Source organism: Achromobacter sp. MFA1 R4, assembly GCF_900156745.1.
Lineage (GTDB): Bacteria > Pseudomonadota > Gammaproteobacteria > Burkholderiales > Burkholderiaceae_B > Achromobacter.
In genome coordinates, this window is the sequence record NZ_LT707065.1 from 4,085,659 (window position 1) to 4,107,709 (window position 22,051).

Sequence of the window (22,051 nt, forward strand, 5' to 3'; positions counted from 1 at the left end):
GGAGTTTGTGTTGTTGGCGCCGGGTCCGAGCATGAGCCGTGCCCTGGCCGAATCAATGCGCGGTGAGCGCGTCGGTGTGGTCAGCAATGTGTTCGAGCTGGCCCCGTGGGCTGACTTCCTGGCTGCGAATGATCGGGCCTGGTGGCGAGCCTATCCAGAAGCAGTGAATTTTGCAGGACGCAGGTTCTCCAGCAGTGAGTTCCCTGGGGTTGAGAGGTGCCGCCCCGGAAATACGCAGTGGGCGAGCGGCGTCCTGGCGCTGCAGGTTGCGGTGAACTTGGGCGCTAGCCGGATCCGGCTGTACGGATTCGACATGCACGGGTCGCATTACTTCGGTGAGTACACGAATGGGCTGGTCAACACGAAGCCCTACCGCCGAGCCGTTCACCTGCAGCAGTTCCGGGACTGGGCGCGGGCCAACCCGAAGGTCGAGGTGGTGAACTGTACGCCCGGGTCGGCGTTGGACTGCTTCCCCATGGAGGAAGCTTGATAGTACGAGGTATGAAGGGGCTGGGAGACAACATCTACCAGCGGGCCTTCGTGAAGCGGCTGCCGGGGCCGGTGTACCTGGAGACGCCATGGCCAGAGCTGTACGAAGACCTGCCCGGGGTGAAGTTCGTAAAGGCTGAAACGCCGCTACGGACGCAAGCCAAGAACATGGCGCTGCAGCTGGCCTCGCGCTGGGAAGCGCCGCCCAGGGAATCGGTGGTGACAGTGCAGTACGGGACGGCTGGGATTGTGACCGGAATGCGTCGTTGCTTCGGTGTGGCGCCAGGGTCGTTCGATCTGCCTGATTTCGGGACGTCGCCGATTGCAGGGCGGTACATCGTGGTCCGGCCGGCGACGGTGCGGGCTGAGTGGGTGGCAGAAGCGCGGAACCCGCTGACCATGTACATCGCTGAGGCGGCTGAGGCGGCCAGGGCGGCTGGGTACCGGGTTATCTCGGTGGCGGACCTGGAGCCGGGAAAAGAGTGGCCGGTGGGGAAGTTGCCGCCAGCGGACGAGGTGTACCACGCGGGAGAGTTCAACGTGCGCCAGCTAATGGCTCTGGTGCGGAACTCCGCGGCGGTTATTGGCGGGATCGGTTGGATTCTACCGGCCGCCGTAGCGATGAAGGTTCCCGCTTGGGTGATATGCGGGGGGCAGGGCGGATTCAACGCCCCGGAACTGATCACCGATGAGAAGTACATGGACCTGAGCCGTATTCGGTTCGCGGTCCCGGACAACTTTTGCCGCTGCCGGCAGAGACAACATAACTGCGACAAGCGAATCAAGAACCATGCGAGTGACTTTGCCGACTGGCTACGAAGACTCCCTGATCTGGTGGCCTGAGCGTGGCATGGGGTTCCATCCCCGCCCTGCGATGGACTACACGACGAGCTACTGGGAGGAATTCCGCCAGCGTGATGCCTCGCCAATGGGCGAACTGCTGACCGAAGCTCGCCTGGCTCTGGTTCGTCGCCACTACGCCGGCCAGGTCGTGGATATCGGCATCGGTGGCGGTCGGTTCGTCGAGTATGCGGCGGCACAGGGCTACGACGTCAATGCCGAGGCCAACGAATGGCTGAGGGAACGTGAAGCGTTTTGCGATCCCTATGCACGTCCTGTCGACGCCATCACCTGCTGGGACAGCTTGGAACACATCCCGGATCCAGCCGCGCTGTTGGCTCAGGTCCGTGAATGGGCGTTCATTGCTATTCCTATCTTCGAAGAGGGTGATGGTGTGCCTGGCAGCCGTCATTACAAGCCGGGCGAACACATTTGGTACTTCAGCCACCGCGGCTTGGTGGATTGGATGAAGGCGCAAGGGTTCGCGTGTATGGAGCATAACGACGCCGAGACCGAACTTGGACGAGAAGGCATCCGCAGCTACGCCTTCATGAGAATCAAATGAAGGTAGAGGTCAAGCTCACGGGTGTCGATGGCGTGCTGGATCTGCTGAAGAGCCTTCCGCCAGAAGTTGTATCGAAGCGCGGTGGTCCTGTGAAGCTGGCGCTAGCCAAGGGCGCACGGCTGATCCGTGACGCCGCGCGCCAGAACCTTCGCGCAGCCATCGCTGAGAACGGGGATGAGTCGACGGGCTTGCTGCTTCAAAACGTAATCTCCAGCCGTGGTAAAGCGCCAGCCGATGGTAAGGGCGAGCGCTATTTGGTGCGGGTGCGTCGGAAGGCGTACCCCGGGCGTAAGCCAGAGACCGGGGGAGGAATCCCGACCGTCCGGAAGTCGGCGCAGTTGATGGAGTATGGATCTGAACACCAACCCGCGCGTCCTTGGTTGCGCCCGGCGGTGACTCAGCACGGAGAGCGCGCAATTAGTGTTATCACAGAAGACCTGAAGAAGCGAATCGACAAGACAGTCGCCGATCTTGCCAAGAAAGGGGCGAGGTAGTCATGCTGCCCAAGGTATTCCCAGTTCTAACGACGCCTGCAGTGCTTGCCATTGTTGGCGGAAATCCAGTCCGAATCTTCCGGCACGGTGCCGCGCCGCAGGACACGGCCAAGCCGTACGTCACATGGTTCGAGGTGACCGGTCAGCCGTATGACCAAATCAGCGGTACGCCGTGCGGAGACTTTGACAGCGTGCAAATCGATTGCTGGTCCATGGACGACACCCAGGTTGAAAGCCTGGCGAGAGCCGTGCGCGACGCAGTGGACGCCGCTGGGTTCTCTAATCGTCTGGTCATCAACCACCGCGACCCTGACACCAAGTTGTATCGCATCGGCCTCCAGGCCGATTTCATCAACTCCAGCCGTTAACCCCACCTACTTTCACACAGCCCGCCTCGAGCGGGCTACTTGTTTTTGGAGCCAGCAATGAGCAATGGAAGCGTTAAGAGCCAAGGCACCGCCCTCTACCTGCGTATGGTGGACTCTGGCGGCGCGACCCTCGTCTTGATGGAATGCCCCACCGGCATTAGCGGTTTGGGCGGCCCAGCCGACCAGATCGATGATACGTGCCTGAGCGAGACCGTCGATCGCAGTTTCGTCCGCGGACTCGGTAACCCCGGTCAGGTCTCGGTGCCGTTCATCCTAAAACCGATGGCTGTCAGCCATCAAGAACTATTCGCCCTGAAGGACGAAGGCGAAACTCTGGAATGGATCGCCTGCCTGTCGGACGGTACTGCCGCGCCGACGCTCAACTCGGCCGATAGCATCCAGCCGCCTGCCGACCGAACGTCGTTCATGTTCTACGCCTACATCGCAGACGTGAACATCGATATCGCTTCGAACGACGTCGTGAAGGGCACCCTGACGCTGCAGCGTTCGGGCCGCGTTATCCCGACCTGGAAGGCGTGAGCATGCTCGATTCGTCTTTCTTCGTGTCGGGCGGGGTTCAACCCCGAGACGTCGAGCTTTCCGATGGTAAGAAGCACCGGCTCTACTTCAAGGAGTATTCCGGTGCGGCTTTCACCCAATACGCCCTGGCGATTCGGTCGAAGGATCTGAAGGAAAAGGCAGTCGGGATGGCGATCCTGATCGCCGCCAGTCTCTGCGAGGCCGACGGCTCTGAGGCGATCACCTTCGAGCGCGCTTGCGAACTGAAGCCTGAAGTCATGCAGGCCATCTTTGCGAAGGTGATGGAGGTCAACGGCGTCAAGAAAGAAGGCGAAGGCGAAAAAAACGCATAGAGGCCGGGAGTGACGAGTGGTTGTGGTTCACGCTTGCGTTGAGCCTAGGTGGCCGGACAGTTGCCGAGCTTCAGCGCAGCATGACACAGCGCGAATTCGAAAGGTGGCGCGACTTCTATGGGCGTTTCCCCTTTGACCACACCCACCTTCACTACCGGCCCGCGGCTTTGATCTCGCAATCAATGTCCTCTGGTGGCGATATCAGCGACAAGATCGAATGGCTGGCTCGACCTTTCATCACTGACCCAACGGACGCGGATATCAGAACCATGAAGGCTTTTGGCTTCTCACCTCGGGATAAGTAATGACTACAGCCGGCAGTATCGTGGTGGACCTGCTCATGAAGACTGGGTCGTTCGAAACGGACGCCCAACGTGCGTCCCGGGCGGCCCAGAAGAACTTCAAGGAGATTGAGCGCCAAGCCCAGTCCGCCGCTGATGGCGTCAACAAGGCGTTTGCTGGATTGCTGTCCGGCGCCCTTTTCGGAATTGGGTTCGGCTCGGTCTTCGGCAAGTTCATCGAAGAGACGAGAAATGCGCAGAACGAGCAGGCTCAGTTGGCCGCGGTTCTTCGCTCGACGGGGCAGGCTGCCGGGTACTCCCTCGACCAGCTGAACAAGATGGCGTCTGGCCTTTCTAATGCCAGCGTCTTCAGTGAGGGGGATATCAACCAGGCGCAAACGCGGCTGCTGTCTTATACCGGCGTCGTTGGCGAAGAGTTCCCGAGGGCGCTCCAGGCGGTCATTGATATGTCCGCGCGTCTGGGAACTTCAGTTGAGCAATCGGCCGAGACAATCGGCAAGGCGCTGGATGTTCCTAGCCAGGGACTTACGGCGCTCTCTAAGCAGGGTTTCCGCTTTACCGAAGACCAGAAGAAGCTGGTTGAGCAGCTGGAGGCGGCTGGTAAGACTGCCGAAGCGCAAGGCATCATTCTTGGCGCTCTGGAATCGGCTTACGGCGGGGCTGCTGAGGCTGCGCGGGACACGTTGGGCGGCGCGCTTCAAGCTCTCCAGAACCAGATCGATGACCTGATGACAGGGGACGACGGCAGCGTTAATGGGCTTACCCAAGCAGTAAACGATTTCACGGACCTGCTAGGGTCATCCGAGACCAAGGAGACATTCGCCACTTTCACGCAATTCCTGGCTGAGATTGCGACTGGTCTCGTTACTGTTATCAACGAATTTACCAAGGCTGCGCGAGCGGCGGATAGTTGGTTGGAGGCAATCAACGTCAAGGTCGCTGACACCATCTTTGGTGACTCGGATGCTGCCAAGGAAGTCGAGACAATTACAAAGCGGCTGAATGAGAACCGGGAAGCCGTTGAGAAGCTGCGCGCTGCGCAGGCTGCCAATCCTTCCGGTAAGTCGACGAATATGTTCGGCTTCGAGCAAAACGAGAACTATCAGCAACGTATCAATGTAATTGAGTCTGCTATTAAGGCAGGAGAGGCACGACTAGTTTTCGCTCAAGGTAGATTAAATAGCCAACTAAAGAGCCAGGACAAGGCGCTTCTTGAAGGCTTCTCGGGTATAGGCGAGACGGGGGGGATACCAACTTCGGGCTTGGATCCTATTGTCGTCACCGGAGACTCGCCGCCTACAGGGCCCAAGAATCTAAAGAATAGTGTCGATCAGGGCCAGAAGCTAATCGACCAGCTTAACCAGCAGATCGCTCTCACTGGCGAACTGACCGAGTACGAAAAGCTCTTGGAGAAGATCCGGCTAGGCTCGGTGACGTTCAAGAGCCAGGCCCAGAAAGATGAAGCGCTAGCTTCGGCCCAGACCCTGGATTTCATCAAAGAGCAGAACAAGGCGTATGAGGAATCGCAGAAGCAGGCGTCTGAATTCGCCAAGCTGATGAACGACCTCTATCCCGAGAAGGCGGAGGGCGATCAGTTCATTGCTCAGCTCACTCTACTATCAAATGCTCTGGAGCAAGGCTGGATCAATGCCTACCAGTACGCAGATGCAGTCGACAAGCTGAACCAGGAGTTCGAGAAAGACACTGGGGAGATGGGGGAGTTCGCCAAGGAGGCTGCCCGGGGAATACAGAACTCTCTGGGAGATGGTCTGTACGAGATCATGCAGGGCAATTTCAAGAACATCGGTACTGCCTTCCTCCAGATGCTGCAGAAGATGGCCGCTGATGCCCTGGCTGCCCAGCTTGCGAAAAAGCTGTTTGGAGATTTTGATTCGGGCGGTGGGGTGGGCGGCATATTTGGCGCCTTGTTCAGCGGACTTGCTGGCAGCACAGGCGGCGGCATTGGATCGGCGACAGCGACTGACGTCTATAACGCGGGTGGAGGGTTGATGTACCTGGCAGACGGTGGGTACACAGGGCCGGGCGGCAAGTACGACGTGGCCGGCATCGTCCACCGAGGCGAGTATGTGTTGAATTCTGACGCGACCAAGCGTCTCGGCCGTGGCTTCTTGGATCGGCTCAATGGTTACGCTGATGGTGGTTATGTTGGCGCTGACCGTGGCCCGGTCGGATTGGGGATGGGCGGCGGGATGAACCTGAACATTGAGACTCGTGGCGTTGACATAGAGGTGGTGGAAGCTCGCCGCAACGAGATGTCTTTGATTGCCAGGCAGACCGTGTATGCCGAAACGCCGGGCTTGATGCAACGAGAAATCGCGAACCCGAGTAGCCGAGCATCCCGGCAGCTTGGTCGTAGCACCGACGCGCAGCGTAGGCGGTAACGATGGATCTTCTACCGATTTGTCCGACGCAGGCTGGTTACGGCGCAGATTTCCGCGACGGCATCATTCAGATATCGCTAGATGGTGGATCGCCCCGGTCCCGTGTTGATATACCTGGGGGGGCCTACTCTATCAATGTTCAGTGGGTCGTTCAGGAAGATGACTACTCATTGCTTCAGGGCTTCTACCGGCGTCAGAAAAGAAGCGGCTTTGCTGGATTCCTGGCTGATTTGGTTCTGGATACCTCTGGCCTTGAGCGCTACGAGGCAACCTTTCAGGCGGGTTCGTTCCGGCTCACGTCGAAGAGCGGGCCAGTCTTCACTGTTACTGCGTCAATGTGGGTCTACCCGCTGGCGAAGTATGAAGACCCTGAAACGGACCCGTACGAGTACATCCTCGATCTGATCCCGTACTACGGGAGCGTAGAGAATGTTCGCCGGATGATGAACCTGCTGGAGAAACTGGTTAACGTGGATTGGCCAAATGACTGACGCCTCGTCCCAATACATCGACTTTTTCTTTGGGGCGCCTTCGAGCGTGGCCGAGATTCAGACGATTGAAATCAGCCAGCCAAGTTTTTCGCAGGTTTGGCGGTTGCAGTCCTCCTATCGAAACGGTCTGACAGCTAGGCTAGAAACCGGTGAACAGGTTAGCTTTATCTATGTGCCAATGCGAATCAAGCCCCTTGACGAGCGTGCGAATCTAGACTTCGGACTAACGGTAACGCTGGGGGACTTGGGTGAAATACTCCCCGACGAGATCCAACGTGCAAGAGCGGCTGGGACGCTTAAAAGCAACCCACCTATAGTGAAGTACCGAGCCTACAGAAATGACGATCTGGAAGCGCCTATGTTTGGCCCTGTGTCTCTCCAAGCTAGACAAATTGCTAGGACGGGTGAAGGAGCGAAGTTCAATGCAACGGCTCCGGAAGCGAACGCCAATAAGACCGGCGTTCTGTACCGATCAGACATCTTCCCTATGCTGCAAGGTTTCCTGTGAGCGTCGACTCTCTGTGAACCGCCCCGGGTTTCGCGGAGGCTCCAACTCTTGAGAGAATGTGAGCCATGAGCAAAAACAACGCGAACAAGTTTTCCCCGGAAGTGCGCGAGCGCGCCGTGCGTCTGGTGCAGGAGTCCCGCAGCGAGTATCCGTCGCTGTGGGTGGCAGTCGAGTCCATCGCGCCCAAGATTGGCTGCTCGGCGCAGACGCTGCTGACCTGGGTCAAGCGCCATGAAGTCGACAGCGGGCAGCGCGAAGGCGTCAACACCAGCGAGCGCGAGCGAATCAAGGAGCTGGAGCGGGAGAACCGCGAACTGCGGCGGGCCAACGACATTCTGCGTACAGCCAGCGCTTTTTTCGCGCAGGCGGAGCTCGACCGCAAACTGAAGTCGTAAACACCTACATCGACCGGCACCGGGAGGTCTACGGGGTCGAGCCGATCTGCAAGGTGTTGCAGGTTGCCCCGTCGGCCTATCGGCGCCACGCCGCGCGGCTACGCGAACCGTCTCGGCGCAGCGACCGCGCCCGGCGTGACGAACATCTGAAGCCGCATGTCCAGCGAGTCTGGCAGGAGAACCATCGCGTCTATGGTGCCGCCAAGGTCTGGCGGCAACTGAACCGTGAAGGCGTGACGGTCGCCCGTTGCACGGTCGAACGCCTGATGCGCGCCCAGGGCCTGCAAGGCGTGCGGCGCGGCAAGCGGCTGCGAACGACGATTGCCGATGACGCAGCCAGCCGTCCGCTGGATCGAGTCAATCGACAGTTCCGCGCCGACCGTCCGAACCAGCTCTGGGTCTCGGACTTCACCTACGTCTCGACCTGGCAGGGCTGGCTGTACGTGGCCTTCGTCATCGACGTCTACGCACGGCGCATTGTCGGCTGGCGCGTGAGCAAATCCATGACGACGGACTTCGTGCTTGATGCGCTGGAGCAGGCCCTATACGCCCGCCAGCCTGGCAACGATGGTTCTCTGACCCATCACTCCGATAGGGGATCGCAGTACGTCAGCATCCGCTATAGCGAACGCCTGGCCGAAGCGGGCATCGAGCCGTCCGTGGGTAGCCGTGGTGACAGTTACGACAACGCCTTGGCCGAGACGATCAACGGTTTGTACAAGGCCGAATTGATCCATCGTCGGGCGCCCTGGAAAAGCCGGGAATCGGTCGAACTGGCCACCCTGGAATGGGTAGCCTGGTTCAACCATAAACGCCTGCACTCATCGATCGGCTATATTCCGCCAGCCGAGGCTGAGGCAAACTACTACAACCAACTCGGCACAACCGCCGACGAGGCCGTTTTACTTTAACCACACAGCCTCCGCGAAACCCGGGGCGATTCACTGCTGGATAAGCAGTACGACCGAGAGACATACAACTGCCTGCACTTCGCGGCCGACTCATGGCATCACTTAACGGGTGACGAGCGACTGCGTAGGGTTCGGGAAGATGACCTTCAAACTGGCAGGCTTGTGGAGATGTTCCGGGGGATGAAACGGCACTCTGCCGCCACAGATGAGCCATCGCTGGTGCTCATGGACACGTTGGATGGCTTGCTGCACATCGGGGTTTGCTATCGCCGTAGGCTATTGCACATTTCCGAGGCTGGCTGCCAGTTCTTGCTCGTTGACGCGGTGCGGCCCCTTTACAAAAATATGAGGTTCTACTCTTGATCATCGTGCAGCTTATCCGTTCGCCTGATGCGCAGGTTGAGACGCATCGTGTGCCGGATTTCCTGGCGTTTCTGAAGTCGGAACTCGGCGCGCGATTTCCCCCCGGCACTCGTATTACGGACGGGGCCAGTGGACAGGATGTCACGCCCAAGACGCCTGAAGATATCGAGGCCCTGCAGGGAATGGCAGGACCGTTCGTAGTGGAGGTTGCCCCGGGTGAGATTGGCTTCTGGACGGCTCTGGCCGTCGCGGTAGCATCTTCTACGGCGTCAATGATCCTGGCGTCTATCTTCGCCCAGGAGCCTCCTAATTCGACAGCTCGGAATGTTCAGCAGGAATCTCCAAATAACGGCCTTTCCGAGCGCACGAACAAGGTCCGAGTAAATGGGCGTGTGCCGGATATTTATGGCCAGGTTCGATCTACCCCGGATCTGTTGGCGCCGCCTTACAAGATTTTTGAGAATCACGTAGAAAAAGAAGTGGCGTACATGTGCATAGGCCGAGGGGCCTATGAAATCCATGACGCTCGTGACGACACCACGCAGGTCACAGAGATTGCGGGAGCATCTGTCGAGGTCTATGCGCCGTTTACATCTCCGAATAGCGGTTCTGAGCCACAATTGCGCATTGGCAATGCCATCAACCTGCCTGTCATCACTGCGAAGAGAGTTAACAGCGTCAACGGTCAGGTGCTTCAACCCCAGGACGTCGGTAGCGTGGTCCGGCGCGGCATGATTTTCAGATCGCCGAATGAGATTTTGTCGCAAGATCCAGACGTCGACTTCGCAGACTTCTTCATCCCTGGCGATTCGATATCCGTGCAGTTCGCCACCCAGACTGACGGTATGTTTACGTATACCCCCCCAGCAGGCGCCACGTTTGATAGCGGACCTATTGTTGATCCTACGTGGGGAGAAATAACGTTTGCTGGAGACCACTCTGCTGATTGGGCGGCCACACAACTGCTGATCTTGTCTAACGCAACCGTATATTGGCCGGGAGATGGCGAGCCTGGTTCAGGGTTTTCCACCAATGTTGCCGGCAACTACGAGATTCTGTCCTCTAGTTACGACGCAATTGAAGACGCGACTACGATAAGGATTGACATCCAAGGCAATTCGAGCGCTTGGGGCGTTCCCATAGGAGGGGCAAGTGCGGGGATAGGAACCGGAACACCGACCTTTTCTCGAACTTCCGGGGTGGTGCTATTTGATCTGTCCGGCGTCTATTCGGTGACGACCGTCACTTCTGCCCTGATGACGTTGAACAACCCATCCGCGGTGAACGCAGACTGGGACGTTTTGGAAGGCGACTATGGCGGTGTTTCTGCAGTTCTGAATCCTACTATTACGACGACTGGAGAGCGTTGGGTCGGCTGGTTTACGGTTGAGTCTATTCGTCCGATTAGCCGCATCATCTCCAATGTCGTCGCCTTGAATGGCCTCTACAAAGACAACGGCCGTCAACAGTATCGCCGTGATGTGACGTACCGCATTGAGGCCCAGCGAGTCGATGAGGCTGGCGTGCCGTTTGGTGCGGTGGCTGCATTTGAACGCACGATAACAGGGTCGGCCGTCAGTCGATCGACTCGTGCTGATACGCTAGATGCGGTGCTTCCAGGAGACGGCAGTACCAGATGGCGTTTCCGCGCCAGACGCCTGACCGACTCAGATACAGAGTTCGAAGGCTCGGTCGTCGACGAGATTAAATGGCGTGACCTTTACGCATGCAGTTCGGTGGATCAAGCGCACTTTGGCGATGTGACCACGGTACAGTCGGTCAACTTCGCTACGGATGGCGCGCTCGCGATCAAAGAGAGAAAGCTGAATCTGCTAGTGACCCGAAAGTTGCCGCAGCGAATCTCCGGGTCTTCGTTCACCACCGAGCTGTATCCGACAAGGAGTGTGGCTGACATTCTCTCGGCAGTTTGCTTGGACCCGCAGATAGGGAATCGGCCGGCATCTGAAATTGACTTCGACAATTTCTACCAGACGCAGCAGGCCATCATCGAGTACTTCGGCGTTGACATCGCGCAATTCAATTACACGATAGACAGCGATAACCTGTCTTTCGAGGAAACGATATCGATGATCGCCGAGGCTGTCTACTGTCGAGCATACCGTCGTGGCAGCGTTATCAGGCTGTTCTTCGAACGACAGACCGACGATTCGTCGATCTTGTTCAATCACCGCAATAAGCTTCCTGGATCGGAGCAACGTACCGAGGGAAGCGCGGCAGAGAACGATGGGGTCGAGTACCAGTGGATCAACCCTGCGAATGACGCAGCCGAAACGATCTATCTGCCGGCCGACCGATCTGCAGTCAATCCAAAGAGAATTGAATCAGTGGGAGTCCGCATTGAAGCGCAGGCGCACATCCATGCATATCGCGAATGGAACAAGCTTAGGTTCCAAGACCTGGTGACGGAGTTTGACGCACTGCCCGAGGCCAACTTACTGACCATTAGCGAACGGATTTTATGCGCGGATAACACCCGGGGTCAGATCCAGGATGGGGACATCATTTCCGTAGATTCTGAGAATCCTCGACTAGTCACACTATCGCAGGCATTTGATTGGTCTGCCGCGGCTTCATTCACGATATTTCTGCAGAACCGTGACGCGGTCGTAGAGGCTATGGGCGTGTCTTCTGGCGGGTCAAGCAGACTCGCTCTGCTGGAGCGCGACCCTCGCACGCCGCTCGTCGTTCGTGGTGAGGGCTACAACGCAACAGCCTACGTTATCACCTCGAATGTAAACGCTAGACAGGCGCAGCCGTTCCTGTTGACAGAGAAAGAAGTGCCGAACGATGACGGAACCATTCCGCTCACGGCAATCAACTACGACGACCGCTACTACCAGAACGACCGCGACTTCGCGTAATTAAATTTCATCAAGTTAGACCCTGCTTCGGCAGGGTTTTTTTATGGGTGCTCAAATGGCAACTGATCCGATTTCCCTCCAGCAGCTTCGGAACGCATCTGAGGATGCTATCGATCTCGAGCACTACGTCAATGATGACGCTCCGGCTATGATCCCGACCAGGCTAGGCGGTCCAAAACCGAACTATGCGAAATTCCTGGCAGATCTGAATGCACAGTTTCAAGAATTCCTTTTGAATTCTGGGTATGAGGACCTCGGGGATTACGCCGCAGGGTTGCAGGTCATCGCACGAAATCAGGTATTTCGAAAGGACGGTGAGCTGTGGCGTGCCAGCGCATCTCTCGACCTGCCGTACACGACCTCTGGGGACTGGGTTGAGGAAGGGGCCTTGTTCGTTTCGGTGGGAGACGCCGCCTTACGTCAAGAACTTGCCAATGCAACAGATAGCGGAGGGGGGGCTTCACTCGTTAGCTTTCTACAAGCGGGAACCGGAGCTGAAGAGCGCACGGCGCTCGCTAAGATGCGCGACAGCGTCAGCGTCAAGGACTTCGGAGCCGTTGGGGATGGTGTGACCGACGACACCGGCGCGGTGCAGAAGGCTCTGGACGCCGGGCACCCGGTTGTGATCTTTCCGAAGGGCACGTATCGCTGGGCGGGAAACGGCCCGACTGTCCGATCTGGCACGAAGGTGATCGGCCGCGGTGCCGTCATCGTGCAACAGAACTACGATGCGACGGCGACTAGCTCGGTCGGTACCGAATACTGCGGCCTGCGTGTCGAGCCAGGCTCTACCGGGATCGAGTTCAACGGATTGGAGCTGCGTGGTCCCTTCTACGGGATGACGGTCCTGCCGATCTATCGGTCCATCGCGCTTAGCATCTCGGGCCGCTACGACCAGTATTTCTACAACAACCCCAACTATCCGGCCAACCCACCGACGCCTGTCTCTGGCACGTCCTCGGACATCGTGGTGCGCCACTGCGTGATCGAGGGATGGGGCCAGTCGGGAATCATCGCCGATCAGATCGACCGGTTCTCTGCGAACTTCAACCGCATCCGGCACTGCGGCCGCGACGGCGTTCGGATGTATGGCTGCCGAGACTTTGACGTCACGAACAACAAAGTCGAGTATATGGCTCCGGGATTTCCTACTGAGGGGATCGACCCTAACAACAACGTCTATGGCATTACTGCTACCCGGGTTTATCACAGCACTGCTGGCGATGGTTCGCTGACGGACTATCGAAACTGCGCATTTGGGTTGATTGCGTTGAATTCGGTGAATTACTGCCTAACGTGGAAGGCTCTCGATACGCACGGGGGGACGGACATCACTTTCGCCAACAACACGTCCCGGGGTGCGCATATCGGTATTGGTATCGACAAAGGCGGCTTCTCTGCCGCCCAAGGATATGCGCCGCCACGGAGAATCAAGATTCGTGGCAACACCCTCATTGCTGACCCGTCGAACACAGCGGGAAACCGTGCAGGAATTTTTGCCGTGGCGCATGATGCGACGGAGCAGAACTTCGGCGAGGATCTTGAGATCTCGGGTAACCACGTCCAGGGTTTCGGCGAGCAGAACCGCGATGGGAACGTCGTGGTCAGCAACTACCGGCGAGTCGTGGTGGACGATTACACGATCGTCGGCGGATTGCGTAGCGGTATCAACTTTCAGAATTCGGTCGAGGACTACACGATTGGCTCTGGAATCATTCAGGACGTTGGCATCACGTCCGCCGGAACTTGCGTCGGCATAAATCTGCAAGCTGCTACGCAGCGCGGTGTCATTGACGGCGCAGTCTTCCGAAAGTCGAACACTGCGGACGTCATGATTGCTATAAGTTCGGCAGGCCTCAGTGCTGGATTCGGTCCTAAAGTCGGGACGAACCTCTCATTCTTCGGCAATGTGACACCGTTCAATTCCACGGGTGCCTTCATTCGGCACGACAGTCCGTTTCTATCTAAGACACTAGCTTGGGCGAATGTGAATAACGGAGGCTCCGCATCTTTGGCCTCGGGCAAAGGCATTGCGTCGGTGACTCGCAACGCGGTAGGGGTTGTACGCGTGGTCATGACCGAGCCGGCGACCTCCACCGGGACCTTCATCCCAAGTGCGGTGGTGAAAGGTACGTCAGCACGTCAAGTCGCGTGCGCCATTATTGACGAAAGGACCGTGGATGTGACATGCCGAGATCAGGCCGGCGCCGCCGTGGACACCGCATTCTTCTTCGATGCGAAGGGGTTTTGACCCTAGCCAATCTGGCAGCCCACTTCGGTGGGCTCTTTTTTACGCCTGGAGTAACTATGGCAAGGATTAGCGAGAAGGAAGCTGGCGGGCGCAACGTGCTGGCGTTCCTGGATATGCTGGCGGCCTCGGAGGGGACCGACGACGGGCGGCAGCCGACGAAGGATGACGGCTATGACGTGCTGGTGGGCGGCAAGCTGTTCACGGGTTACGACGATCACCCGAACGTGCTGGTGAGACTGAACGCCTCGCTATCGTCCACCGCCGCCGGGCGTTACCAGATCCTGTACCGGTACTGGATGCACTACAAGGAGCTGCTGAAACTGCCCGACTTCGGGCCGATGTCCCAGGATCGCTACGCCATTCAGCAACTCAAGGAGCGGCGCGCCATCGCCGACATCCAGGCCGGACGGTTTGATGAGGCGGTCTCCAAGGTGCGCAATATCTGGGCTTCTTTGCCTGGCGCCGGGTACCAACAACACGAACAGAAGATCGAGCGGCTGCGCGACGCTTACGTGCGCGCTGGCGGCACGCTCGCGGGGTAGCGATGGATTTAGAAAAGGGGATTTATGCGGGCTTGGCGGTGCTGATTACCGGCTTCGTGGGAAAGTGGCTCGTGCCGCTGCTTCTTCGGACCCTGGACAACAGCGTCGCCAACGCCACGGCATCAGGCGGTGCGCTGGCAACCATCATCGCCGAGCGCGACCAATGGAAGATGCGCGCGATTGAACTGGACAGGCAGCTCCAGGAAATGCGCGCAGACTGGGCATCGATGAAAGGGGACATGCGCCTGATCAAGTATCAGCTTCACGAGGCACGCGTGCGGATTGCCCAATTGACGGGAGAGCCGCCGCCGGCTAGCGAAGATGAAATCGGAGAGGACTATGGGAAAAGTCATTGAGCGGCTGTGCCGCTGCGACGCTGAGCGGGCGAACTACTTGGTGCGATGCCTCAAGGCATGGGCCGCCTACCTGGGGATCCTGTGTCTGGGGGGCATGATCTTCAGCGCGCCGCTGTATGTCTGGTTCGACCGCTCCCTGACCTCTGCGGATGCCTCCCATCAGCAGGAAATCGCCCGCATGCAGACCGTCAATCAAGAACTGATGGTGGTCATTAAAGACAGGCTGCCACCTATCGTGAAGCAGGCGGATGCAGCCATTCAGGCGGCAAAGGGTGCAGCGTCCAAGGCCGGCACCGCCGCCAACAAGGCCACCGCAGCGGCGAAATCTGCAAACACCGCGGTTAAGAAGGTGGAGGAAGTGCTAGATCCTCCGACGCCAGCGCGTGCGCGCGTCCCTGACTGGCTGAATACGCCATGATCGCCGCCATCAGGATGCTGGCCGGCTGGAAGGGCTATCTAGTGGCTAGTGCTGCGGGCGCCGTGGTGCTGAGCCTCGCTGGCGCGGGCATCGCCTGGTACGGCCATAGCCAGCGGGAAGCCGGGCGGGCCGAGTGTCAGGAAGCCCACCGGGTCGCCGGCCTGGAAGAGTTCAAGTCCGAAGCCGAACGGCTCACCGGCCTGTCCGGTGACCTGCAGGCCCGCATCGATCAGCTCGCCGCGTCGCGGCCCCAGGTCATCGAGAGGTACACCCGTGAAATCGTTCAGCGCCCTTTGCCTGCTGACTGTGTGCGCGACCCTAGCAGGGTGCGCGCAACCAACGACGCCATCGACGCGGCCAACGCTGCCCGTCAACCTCAGCGCGGCGTGCCCGCCGATTCCTCGCATTGACTCTCCGTCCTGGGACGACCTGGCGCAGGCGCATGCGGCCCTCGCATTCCAATACGCCGAGTGCGCCGCTCGGCACTACTCAGTGGTGCGCGCATGGGCCGACTGATCAGGTTGTCTGATAGTTCACCGCTCTATGGGTGCGCGCGGATGCCGGCCAAGTTTCCATCTCGTCAATGGCGGTTTCAATCTGGCCGATATCAAGCGTCCGCAGCCTTTCGGGATCGAACTCGTGCCAGCGTAGTGCGGTTAGCCTTTGCCGGATCGTCTCGTCTTCAAAACGCCACTTCAAATGCCTGGCAGGTGTCCCCACAACGATCGAATACGGCTCCACGTTGTGTGTGACGATGGACCCGGCCGCCACGACAGCTCCGTCTCCCACCGTCACCCCAGACATGATGTATGCGTTATCTCCAATCCAGACGTCATGCCCGATGAGGACGCGGATTCTGCGTACGGGGTCCGCGAGCTTTAGGATAGGGCCGTTGCTGTTGTTCTTGAAGAACGGGCTGGTAGACAAGGCGTTCAAGTCGTGAACCCCCGATCCCAGCGTGACGTTGCGGCCGATCGAGCAATACCTACCTACGATGACAGCGCTTCGGACAAAGCCGCTATTCATGTAAGACTGAAATCCAAACGCCACGCCGGGCAAGATCTCGCACTTCCCGAGGTTCACGCCTTTTTCGAAGCGGAACTTCGATGGCACATATCCTTCGACAGCGGTCAGCCCCATTTCTGCATACTTCTGGATCTTCATGCCGCACCCTCAATGAACCTGGCGATCGCGCGATCTATAAACCTCAGTGTGTCGTCTTTTCCAAGAACCGTGTGCCCACCTCTGACAGGATGGTTTAACGAGTAGAACTCAGTTAGAACCTGGGAATCGCGCAGCTGTGGGGTTTCTATCATCAGGTCGGAGACTCCAGAGACGAACTTCGAGAAGTGCCGCTTCAAATGGTTTGCGTCGTGGGAGTTTTGTAGATACCAGATGTTCGGAATATGCCGGTACTTTCTGAACGTCTCTATAACGGACCAGCGATCGGGATACAGCCGCTTCGCTTCTTGAAGGTCTTTGCCGCCGTAGCAGTGTGTCAGCAGGTGGTCGACCGCAGCGGCGACGTGGTAGTCCGACATATCCACCTGGGGTATCTGCACCAGCGCATGGGACCCTTTCACCATCGTCGCCATTTGCATTGAGGTGAAGCCGCCGGCCGAAGATCCGAAAAATAGGATCTTGCGTGGCGCGATGTCGTTCGCGTCGGCAATTTCACGGATCAGCTGCGCCGCCGTCTCCATGTAGAAATGGTCTTCAGTTCCCTGGAACCATCCTCCTTCCATTTCATCGGATAGGTAGAGGGTCGGATCGTTCAAGACCATGCAGGAGTAGGGCAGATCATCGATCCAAGACCAGCGATGAAAGACCGGTGGCTTCGACGCTGGGCGGGTAATTGCGGATTGCCCGAATACCACCAGCGGGGCCCCGGCCCCCCGGAGCCGCCCATAAAACTCAAAATCGATACCGCGACGGTTGATAACAAATTCGGCAGATGTGTCCGCGGGCATGTCTTGGGGCCGGGCGAGGCGCACCTTGGTAGCGTTGTACTCGCCCTTGTCGACCGGCCCCCGTTTGCCCGCCAACGCTTTGACCATCGCAGGCTGGTTTTCGATGACCTTTTCAACATGGCGGAGGATGTAGTTCCGATGATTCGCTCCGGCCGGGAGGGAAATCCGGGTCAGCCTTTGGTGCGAAGGCCGAGGCCCGCTGGAAGGGCTAAGCAGCAGCACCCGGAAGTCTAGGCCGGGGTATTGGCGTTCCAGGGCCGCGCAGAACACATCTAATTCGCTCGAGTCAGCGTATTCGGAGGCGTCGTCAAATCCACTCAGATAGACGAGCAGAACTCGGCCAGGATGATTGCCAGAGAAAAAATCGCTGTATTCACCGGTCGTGCCATCCAGCTGAGAAGCCCAATTCTGTATCCCCTCGGAATGCGCGGGGATCCCCGCCACCGCGGTGTTTATGGGCGAATACTGCAACGTCTTAAAGTACTCGCCGAGTTGTGCGCTGCACCCCAGCGAACAAATGTAGTCGAAATGCTCAGTGTGAATGGACATAGGGCCGGTTTTTAAGCGGAATGTCAGAGCCGCATATTTGACGAAGGCGCGATTGTCTCATTTTGTGGACAAGGAGGGGCCGTTCAGATCTCTAGCCACCTCATCCACCAGCCCTGGTAGTAGCGGCGTCCGTCGATTTCTTCGAAGCCGCAGACCATCATTCCCCGGTCAGATGAGAACGTCAGCAGCTCGGGTTCAAGCAGATCAGGGATGGGGCTTTTCTCCGTCGCGCCGAACTTGGCCAAGCCGTCCATGGTCATCACCGCGATCTGCCGCCGCATGTCGTCTCTGGTGATCGAGTACATGCGGACTGTCCCTACGACCGCAGGCGCGGGGTCATTGTCTCGGCGCTGTTGGCCAAGATAGTGGGTACGGACGACTGAGCAACGCATGATTCTGCTGCAAGATAGCTGTATGGATATACAGTATATTGCGGCAGAAATGGGGTCAGTTCATCGGGGTTGCGACAATCTTTTCTGAGGGAAAAGGCACGAGGAAGTCGCGGCTTTGATCGGCGCTGGCGGTCAGCCAGTCACCGTAGGCGCCCTCGGGTAGGATCACCACCATGCGTTTTTCTTTGTTGGGTTGGTGGTAGTCGCGGAAGAGCGGATCCTGGTCGGCGTTGATGGTGAGCATCGTGTAGCTTTCGTGCCACTGGCCGGCCGCGTCCCGGTAGCGGTCCCACAGGCCAGCGATGCCTAGCGGCGCGCCATCGGCTCGAGTGAAGCGCGTCGCGACGGCTTTGCCAGATCGCCAGTCGGGCTCAAAAATGGCATCGGCCGGGATGATGCAGTGCTGTGCCCGGCGCCAGGCGTTCCGGAAGGTGAAGGCGTTCGCAACTCGGTCGTCGCGGGCGTTGAAGGTGGACAGCTTCTCCGCGCCGGCCAGCGCATCCGGGCGGGTGGAACCCGAGATCAGCCCCCAACGGCCCGTGACGGCTTCGATGTCCGCCACCGCTTCGTCGCCCGCGTCATGCTCCGGTGGGCGCCGCACGAACACGCCCTGATATCGCGGCCACATGTCGTACTTGCCGAGAACTCCCGGCCGCGTCACGCCGAACTTCTTCAACAGCAGTTCGGCGTCCTTCAGCGTTTGGTAGTGGCTACACATTGACCCTCCCGTCGAGGACGATCAGTATAGGGGCATCACATTGCGTCTGACGATTGATCTGTCGCGCGTAGTGTTCTAAGAGCTTGCGCGTCGTTCTGGTGTTTGGCCCCCTCGGTAGCTGACTTCACGGCTAGCAAGTCGTCAAAGCCGATCACGGGAAGGGTTAGCCCCTGCACTTTGAAAGACGCTTGACGAGATATTGCCAGGGAAAATTTCGCGCCCTCCAAATCCCTAACAATGATGTCGATCGAAAATGGTGGCTTCATGCAACCCTTGGGCCGCTCATCACCTTCATCCTGGAGCCGACGGCAAAAGGCCCGCGCTTTATCCTCGGGAACGTTGCAAGCTACAAGAGCCTCGGTCATCTCTCCCGGATCCAGCTGCTTGGGCGAAATCCAAATATCCAAATCTGGGACGACCCTTTCGGGGATGCCGTGGAGGTAAACGGCCCATCCGCCCACGACTAGGAACGGAATGTGGCGAGCAATAAGCTCGCTGAGTAGGGAGTGCTGATAGGTATTGAGTGCGTTCATCACCCAAGCGTAAGGCATGCCTTCTTGCCGTGCCAATGGGTACAGGTCCAGCAGCCTCCGGGGCGCTCGAATAGGCGGATGAAGTAGGACAGGGCTGTATATACGTACAGCAATGTCCGTTGGGGGATTTCTTGGCAAAACGCTCGCAAAAGCGCGTAATGGACGCTCTGGGCGCGAGACGGAAGTTCTTAAAAATCAACGCGTTAGGGTGGTTCTCCCTTTGCGCCCATTGACTCATAATCCGTTGGTGCCGAGTTCGACTCTCGGAGGGCCAGGAATTAACGCGGCATTGCATGAAGGTTAGGCCGCTCGAGTGTCGCTGGTGACAAGCGAAAGCTGCCCCCGTTCAAGATAGGAGTTTCTAGGCTCTCCGTGTCATCATAGATGGCCCGAGAGCTTCGCCAATACGAGATTTAGGCGCGGATTGTGATTCCGGTTGTCGTGGATTCAAGTCCCATCAGCCAACCCAAGAATTTTGTGAAAAAAATGGCACTTACTCGAAAGCGAGGTGCCTTTTTCTCTGTCTCAATGGTGGCAAGCGCGCCCGTTGGCGGCATCAGGCGCCCTTTCCCACCACGACACGCCGCCGGTCCCACACCCCGCTCATCGTCGCAGCGTTGCCGTGCCTGCGCCGGATCAGGCGGCCGCAGCGGGCACCGGCGTGTTCAACAATTGCTGCTCCCATAGATACGCAATGCCGCTACCCGCGGCATGCTGAACGAGAATGTCGGTCAGCCCGGCGGCGGTCTCGGCGCGCGCCCAGTCGCGTTGCCATTCGGCGGCCAGCGCCATCCACGTCATCAGGTTCACGCCCGCCGCCGCCATGCGCTGCAGCGCGACTTCGTGCGACTCGACCGACACGCCGCCCGAGGCATCGGTGATGACCGTCACGTCCCAGCCTTCGCCCGCGGCCTGGATCGCCGGCATGGCGACGCAGACTTCGGTCCACAGCCCGGCAATGATCAACTGCTTGCGGCCCGTGGACTTGGCCGCGTCGACCACTTTGGGGTCTTCCCACGTGTTGATGAACGTGCGGTCGATGACTTCCTGGCCGGGGAACACATCGGTGATCTGGGGGAAGATCCGGCCGCCGCGATCGGCAATCACGCTGGTCAATATCGTCGGCACGCCGAAGACCTTTGCCGCCTTCGCCAACGCCGTCGAGTTATTGACGACGGCGTGCGGGTCGTGGCTGTTCAGGTTGGTCAATTGGTAGGGTTGGTGGTCGATCAGGACGAGTAACGAATCCTCAGGACGTAGAAGCGAATCGAGGCCATTTCGAAAGGTCATTAGTGATCCCTGGTTTGCGGTGGTTTGAGAAAGTTGCGATGGCAAATCGCCTTCCCGGAACGCGTGCGCTTGTCGCGCCGCCACCCGGCTACACCATTATGTTTTCGTCGAATTTGATGCGGTAGTTCCATTTCAGGCGGATCTGTGTCGCACGATCAGGAACGCCGGCGGCAGGCGCATTGGCACGGTCCGGCGGTGCTATCCTGCGGCGAACTGCGTCGCGAAACCGGGGGGGCATCAAATTGGATATCGAAGCGCTTCAGACCTTCATCGAAGTCGCCGATGCGGGGGGCGTGTCGCCCGCAGCGCTTCGGCTGGGGGTGTCCAAGTCCATTGTCAGCCGTCGGTTGCTGCGGTTGGAATCGGAGCTGGGCATCCAGTTGCTCGCGCGCACCACACGCGGCGCGGCGCTGACGGAAGCCGGAGAAATTTTTCGGAACCACGCGGCCAGGGCCTGCGCCGAGATCGACATGGCCCGGGAGACGATCATGCCTTCTGGCGAACTGCGCGGTCGCTTGCGAGTGGCTGTGCCCGTGTCATTCGGACTGACGCATTTCGCGCCCGTGGTCGCCGAATTGGCGCGGCGCCATCCGCAACTGCATGTGCAGACCTGCTATAGCGATCGCTTCGTCGACCTCATCGCAGAGGGTTACGACTGTGCGATACGGGTGGGCTACCTGCCGGACTCCAACCTGATCGCAAGACGCGTCGGTCCCATCCACGGCAAGCTGCTCGCCAGCCCGGACTACATCAAGGCCCATGGGGCGCCAGAATCGCCAGAGCAACTCGTCGCCCATGAAGCCCTGATGCAGGGCACCGAAACCTGGCAGTTCATGGATGGCGACAAGATTATTACGGTGCGTCCGCAAGGGCGCTTCAAGGCCGACAATGGCGCGGCCTTGATCTCAGCGGCAACGGCCGGAATTGGGGTCGCATACCTGCCTGATTGCCTTACCCACGAGCATGTCGATGCCGGCGCGCTGGTGCCCATCATGACCCGCTATCCGCCGCCGCCCGCAGGCGCCTACGTCATTCGCCCGCCTGGCCAGCATCCTGCACGAAAGATACGGGTGCTGACGGACCTGTTGATCGAGCATTTCGGCCAGTCGCCGCATTTTGCGGGGCAAGGGTAAGCCGACGTTGGCCTTAC

The 22,051-nt window shown here is 58.8% G+C and carries 23 protein-coding genes, 1 pseudogene and 1 other annotated feature; of the genes and pseudogenes, 18 read left to right on the top strand and 6 right to left on the bottom strand.

Annotated elements, in window-relative coordinates; all coding sequences use genetic code 11:
• The first annotated feature begins 31 nt into the window (after window positions 1–31).
• The 17 genes from BXA00_RS18675 (at window position 32) to BXA00_RS18770 (ending at window position 15,859) form a co-directional block, all read left to right on the top strand.
• Window positions 32–490, top strand: a complete 459-nt coding sequence (locus BXA00_RS18675) for a hypothetical protein (RefSeq protein ID WP_156902831.1) — start codon at window positions 32–34, stop codon at window positions 488–490.
• A gap of 11 nt (window positions 491–501) precedes the next feature.
• A complete protein-coding gene (locus tag BXA00_RS18680) occupies window positions 502–1,332 on the top strand; it encodes a hypothetical protein (RefSeq protein ID WP_076519943.1) in 831 nt (276 codons plus the stop codon).
• Between the two features lie 7 nt (window positions 1,333–1,339).
• Window positions 1,340–1,894 (top strand): class I SAM-dependent methyltransferase, encoded by a 555-nt coding sequence (locus tag BXA00_RS18685; protein ID WP_076519944.1) that lies wholly within the window; start codon window positions 1,340–1,342, stop codon window positions 1,892–1,894.
• On the top strand, window positions 1,891–2,388 hold the full coding sequence (locus BXA00_RS18690; protein ID WP_076519945.1) for an HK97-gp10 family putative phage morphogenesis protein: 498 nt from the start codon (window positions 1,891–1,893) through the stop codon (window positions 2,386–2,388). The genes BXA00_RS18685 and BXA00_RS18690 overlap by 4 nt, the downstream gene beginning before the upstream one ends.
• A gap of 2 nt (window positions 2,389–2,390) precedes the next feature.
• Window positions 2,391–2,756, top strand: coding sequence for a DUF3168 domain-containing protein (locus BXA00_RS18695; protein ID WP_076519946.1), 366 nt, complete (start codon window positions 2,391–2,393; stop codon window positions 2,754–2,756).
• A 57-nt stretch (window positions 2,757–2,813) separates the two neighbouring features.
• Window positions 2,814–3,296: a phage tail tube protein gene (locus tag BXA00_RS18700; RefSeq protein WP_076519947.1), complete on the top strand. Its 483-nt coding sequence runs from the start codon at window positions 2,814–2,816 to the stop codon at window positions 3,294–3,296.
• Window positions 3,297–3,298: 2 nt separating this feature from the next.
• Window positions 3,299–3,628: a hypothetical protein gene (locus BXA00_RS18705; protein WP_076519948.1), complete on the top strand. Its 330-nt coding sequence runs from the start codon at window positions 3,299–3,301 to the stop codon at window positions 3,626–3,628.
• A gap of 304 nt (window positions 3,629–3,932) precedes the next feature.
• Window positions 3,933–6,332, top strand: coding sequence for a phage tail length tape measure family protein (locus BXA00_RS18715; protein WP_076519950.1), 2,400 nt, complete (start codon window positions 3,933–3,935; stop codon window positions 6,330–6,332).
• A gap of 2 nt (window positions 6,333–6,334) precedes the next feature.
• The gene (locus BXA00_RS18720; RefSeq protein ID WP_076519951.1) at window positions 6,335–6,823 is read left to right on the top strand and encodes a hypothetical protein; all 489 of its coding nucleotides are present in this window, start codon (window positions 6,335–6,337) and stop codon (window positions 6,821–6,823) included.
• Window positions 6,816–7,331 carry a DUF1833 family protein gene (locus BXA00_RS18725; protein ID WP_076519952.1) on the top strand — a complete coding sequence of 172 codons (516 nt, stop codon included), beginning with the start codon at window positions 6,816–6,818 and terminating at the stop codon, window positions 7,329–7,331. The genes BXA00_RS18720 and BXA00_RS18725 overlap by 8 nt, the downstream gene beginning before the upstream one ends.
• Before the next feature lie 65 nt (window positions 7,332–7,396).
• A protein-coding gene (locus BXA00_RS18735; RefSeq protein ID WP_156902714.1) for an IS3 family transposase occupies window positions 7,397–8,637 on the top strand; the annotation gives its coding sequence in 2 pieces (ribosomal slippage) (window positions 7,397–7,682 and window positions 7,682–8,637; 1,242 coding nt in all).
• Window positions 7,681–7,797, top strand: a sequence feature (AL1L pseudoknot). Its footprint overlaps the gene before it by 117 nt.
• 368 nt (window positions 8,638–9,005) lie before the next feature.
• Complete coding sequence (locus BXA00_RS28900; protein ID WP_255376806.1) at window positions 9,006–11,882, top strand: host specificity factor TipJ family phage tail protein; 2,877 nt, start codon at window positions 9,006–9,008, stop codon at window positions 11,880–11,882.
• Window positions 11,883–11,937: 55 nt separating this feature from the next.
• A complete protein-coding gene (locus tag BXA00_RS18750; protein ID WP_076519955.1) occupies window positions 11,938–14,133 on the top strand; it encodes a right-handed parallel beta-helix repeat-containing protein in 2,196 nt (731 codons plus the stop codon).
• A gap of 56 nt (window positions 14,134–14,189) precedes the next feature.
• Complete coding sequence (locus tag BXA00_RS18755; protein ID WP_076519956.1) at window positions 14,190–14,675, top strand: glycoside hydrolase family 104 protein; 486 nt, start codon at window positions 14,190–14,192, stop codon at window positions 14,673–14,675.
• Between the two features lie 2 nt (window positions 14,676–14,677).
• Window positions 14,678–15,031, top strand: a complete 354-nt coding sequence (locus BXA00_RS18760) for a hypothetical protein (protein WP_076519957.1) — start codon at window positions 14,678–14,680, stop codon at window positions 15,029–15,031.
• Window positions 15,015–15,449, top strand: coding sequence for a hypothetical protein (locus tag BXA00_RS18765; RefSeq protein WP_076519958.1), 435 nt, complete (start codon window positions 15,015–15,017; stop codon window positions 15,447–15,449). Before BXA00_RS18760 ends, BXA00_RS18765 begins: the two co-directional genes overlap by 17 nt.
• Window positions 15,446–15,859, top strand: coding sequence for a hypothetical protein (locus BXA00_RS18770; protein WP_076519959.1), 414 nt, complete (start codon window positions 15,446–15,448; stop codon window positions 15,857–15,859). The genes BXA00_RS18765 and BXA00_RS18770 overlap by 4 nt, the downstream gene beginning before the upstream one ends.
• A 283-nt stretch (window positions 15,860–16,142) precedes the next feature.
• On the opposite strand, the pseudogene BXA00_RS29510 reads toward BXA00_RS18770, so the two are convergent.
• The 6 genes and pseudogenes from BXA00_RS29510 to BXA00_RS18800 all read right to left on the bottom strand — a co-directional run.
• Window positions 16,143–16,286: pseudogene (locus BXA00_RS29510) on the bottom strand (DapH/DapD/GlmU-related protein); the annotation flags it as partial.
• 323 nt (window positions 16,287–16,609) lie between these two features.
• On the bottom strand, window positions 16,610–17,968 hold the full coding sequence (locus BXA00_RS18780) for a hypothetical protein (RefSeq protein ID WP_076519961.1): 1,359 nt from the start codon (window positions 17,966–17,968) through the stop codon (window positions 16,610–16,612).
• Between the two features lie 83 nt (window positions 17,969–18,051).
• Window positions 18,052–18,273, bottom strand: a complete 222-nt coding sequence (locus tag BXA00_RS18785; RefSeq protein ID WP_076519962.1) for a hypothetical protein — start codon at window positions 18,271–18,273, stop codon at window positions 18,052–18,054.
• A 142-nt stretch (window positions 18,274–18,415) separates the two neighbouring features.
• Window positions 18,416–19,078, bottom strand: a complete 663-nt coding sequence (locus BXA00_RS18790; RefSeq protein WP_076519963.1) for an SOS response-associated peptidase — start codon at window positions 19,076–19,078, stop codon at window positions 18,416–18,418.
• Between the two features lie 35 nt (window positions 19,079–19,113).
• Complete coding sequence (locus tag BXA00_RS18795; RefSeq protein ID WP_156902833.1) at window positions 19,114–19,611, bottom strand: hypothetical protein; 498 nt, start codon at window positions 19,609–19,611, stop codon at window positions 19,114–19,116.
• Between the two features lie 636 nt (window positions 19,612–20,247).
• Window positions 20,248–20,901: a hydrolase gene (locus tag BXA00_RS18800; protein ID WP_076519965.1), complete on the bottom strand. Its 654-nt coding sequence runs from the start codon at window positions 20,899–20,901 to the stop codon at window positions 20,248–20,250.
• 242 nt (window positions 20,902–21,143) lie between these two features.
• On the opposite strand from BXA00_RS18800, the gene BXA00_RS18805 reads away from it, so the two are divergent.
• Window positions 21,144–22,034 (top strand): LysR family transcriptional regulator, encoded by an 891-nt coding sequence (locus BXA00_RS18805; RefSeq protein WP_076519966.1) that lies wholly within the window; start codon window positions 21,144–21,146, stop codon window positions 22,032–22,034.
• The last annotated feature ends 17 nt before the right edge of the window (window positions 22,035–22,051 follow it).

Bases quoted from the DNA above. Each gene is read 5' to 3' on its own strand.
- BXA00_RS18705 (WP_076519948.1), top strand. From the start codon at position 3,299: ATGCTCGATTCGTCTTTCTTCGTGTCGGGCGGGGTTCAACCCCGAGAC.
- BXA00_RS18755 (WP_076519956.1), top strand. From the start codon at position 14,190: ATGGCAAGGATTAGCGAGAAGGAAGCTGGCGGGCGCAACGTGCTGGCG.
- BXA00_RS18770 (WP_076519959.1), top strand. From the start codon at position 15,446: ATGATCGCCGCCATCAGGATGCTGGCCGGCTGGAAGGGCTATCTAGTG.
- BXA00_RS18685 (WP_076519944.1), top strand. From the start codon at position 1,340: ATGGGGTTCCATCCCCGCCCTGCGATGGACTACACGACGAGCTACTGG.
- BXA00_RS18790 (WP_076519963.1), bottom strand. From the start codon at position 19,078: ATGTGTAGCCACTACCAAACGCTGAAGGACGCCGAACTGCTGTTGAAG.
- BXA00_RS18675 (WP_156902831.1), top strand. From the start codon at position 32: ATGAGCCGTGCCCTGGCCGAATCAATGCGCGGTGAGCGCGTCGGTGTG.
- BXA00_RS18785 (WP_076519962.1), bottom strand. From the start codon at position 18,273: ATGTACTCGATCACCAGAGACGACATGCGGCGGCAGATCGCGGTGATG.
- BXA00_RS18765 (WP_076519958.1), top strand. From the start codon at position 15,015: ATGGGAAAAGTCATTGAGCGGCTGTGCCGCTGCGACGCTGAGCGGGCG.
- BXA00_RS18680 (WP_076519943.1), top strand. From the start codon at position 502: ATGAAGGGGCTGGGAGACAACATCTACCAGCGGGCCTTCGTGAAGCGG.
- BXA00_RS18795 (WP_156902833.1), bottom strand. From the start codon at position 19,611: ATGAACGCACTCAATACCTATCAGCACTCCCTACTCAGCGAGCTTATT.
- BXA00_RS18715 (WP_076519950.1), top strand. From the start codon at position 3,933: ATGACTACAGCCGGCAGTATCGTGGTGGACCTGCTCATGAAGACTGGG.
- BXA00_RS18695 (WP_076519946.1), top strand. From the start codon at position 2,391: ATGCTGCCCAAGGTATTCCCAGTTCTAACGACGCCTGCAGTGCTTGCC.
- BXA00_RS18720 (WP_076519951.1), top strand. From the start codon at position 6,335: ATGGATCTTCTACCGATTTGTCCGACGCAGGCTGGTTACGGCGCAGAT.
- BXA00_RS18725 (WP_076519952.1), top strand. From the start codon at position 6,816: ATGACTGACGCCTCGTCCCAATACATCGACTTTTTCTTTGGGGCGCCT.
- BXA00_RS18750 (WP_076519955.1), top strand. From the start codon at position 11,938: ATGGCAACTGATCCGATTTCCCTCCAGCAGCTTCGGAACGCATCTGAG.
- BXA00_RS18690 (WP_076519945.1), top strand. From the start codon at position 1,891: ATGAAGGTAGAGGTCAAGCTCACGGGTGTCGATGGCGTGCTGGATCTG.
- BXA00_RS18760 (WP_076519957.1), top strand. From the start codon at position 14,678: ATGGATTTAGAAAAGGGGATTTATGCGGGCTTGGCGGTGCTGATTACC.
- BXA00_RS18780 (WP_076519961.1), bottom strand. From the start codon at position 17,968: ATGTCCATTCACACTGAGCATTTCGACTACATTTGTTCGCTGGGGTGC.
- BXA00_RS18800 (WP_076519965.1), bottom strand. From the start codon at position 20,901: ATGACCTTTCGAAATGGCCTCGATTCGCTTCTACGTCCTGAGGATTCG.
- BXA00_RS18700 (WP_076519947.1), top strand. From the start codon at position 2,814: ATGAGCAATGGAAGCGTTAAGAGCCAAGGCACCGCCCTCTACCTGCGT.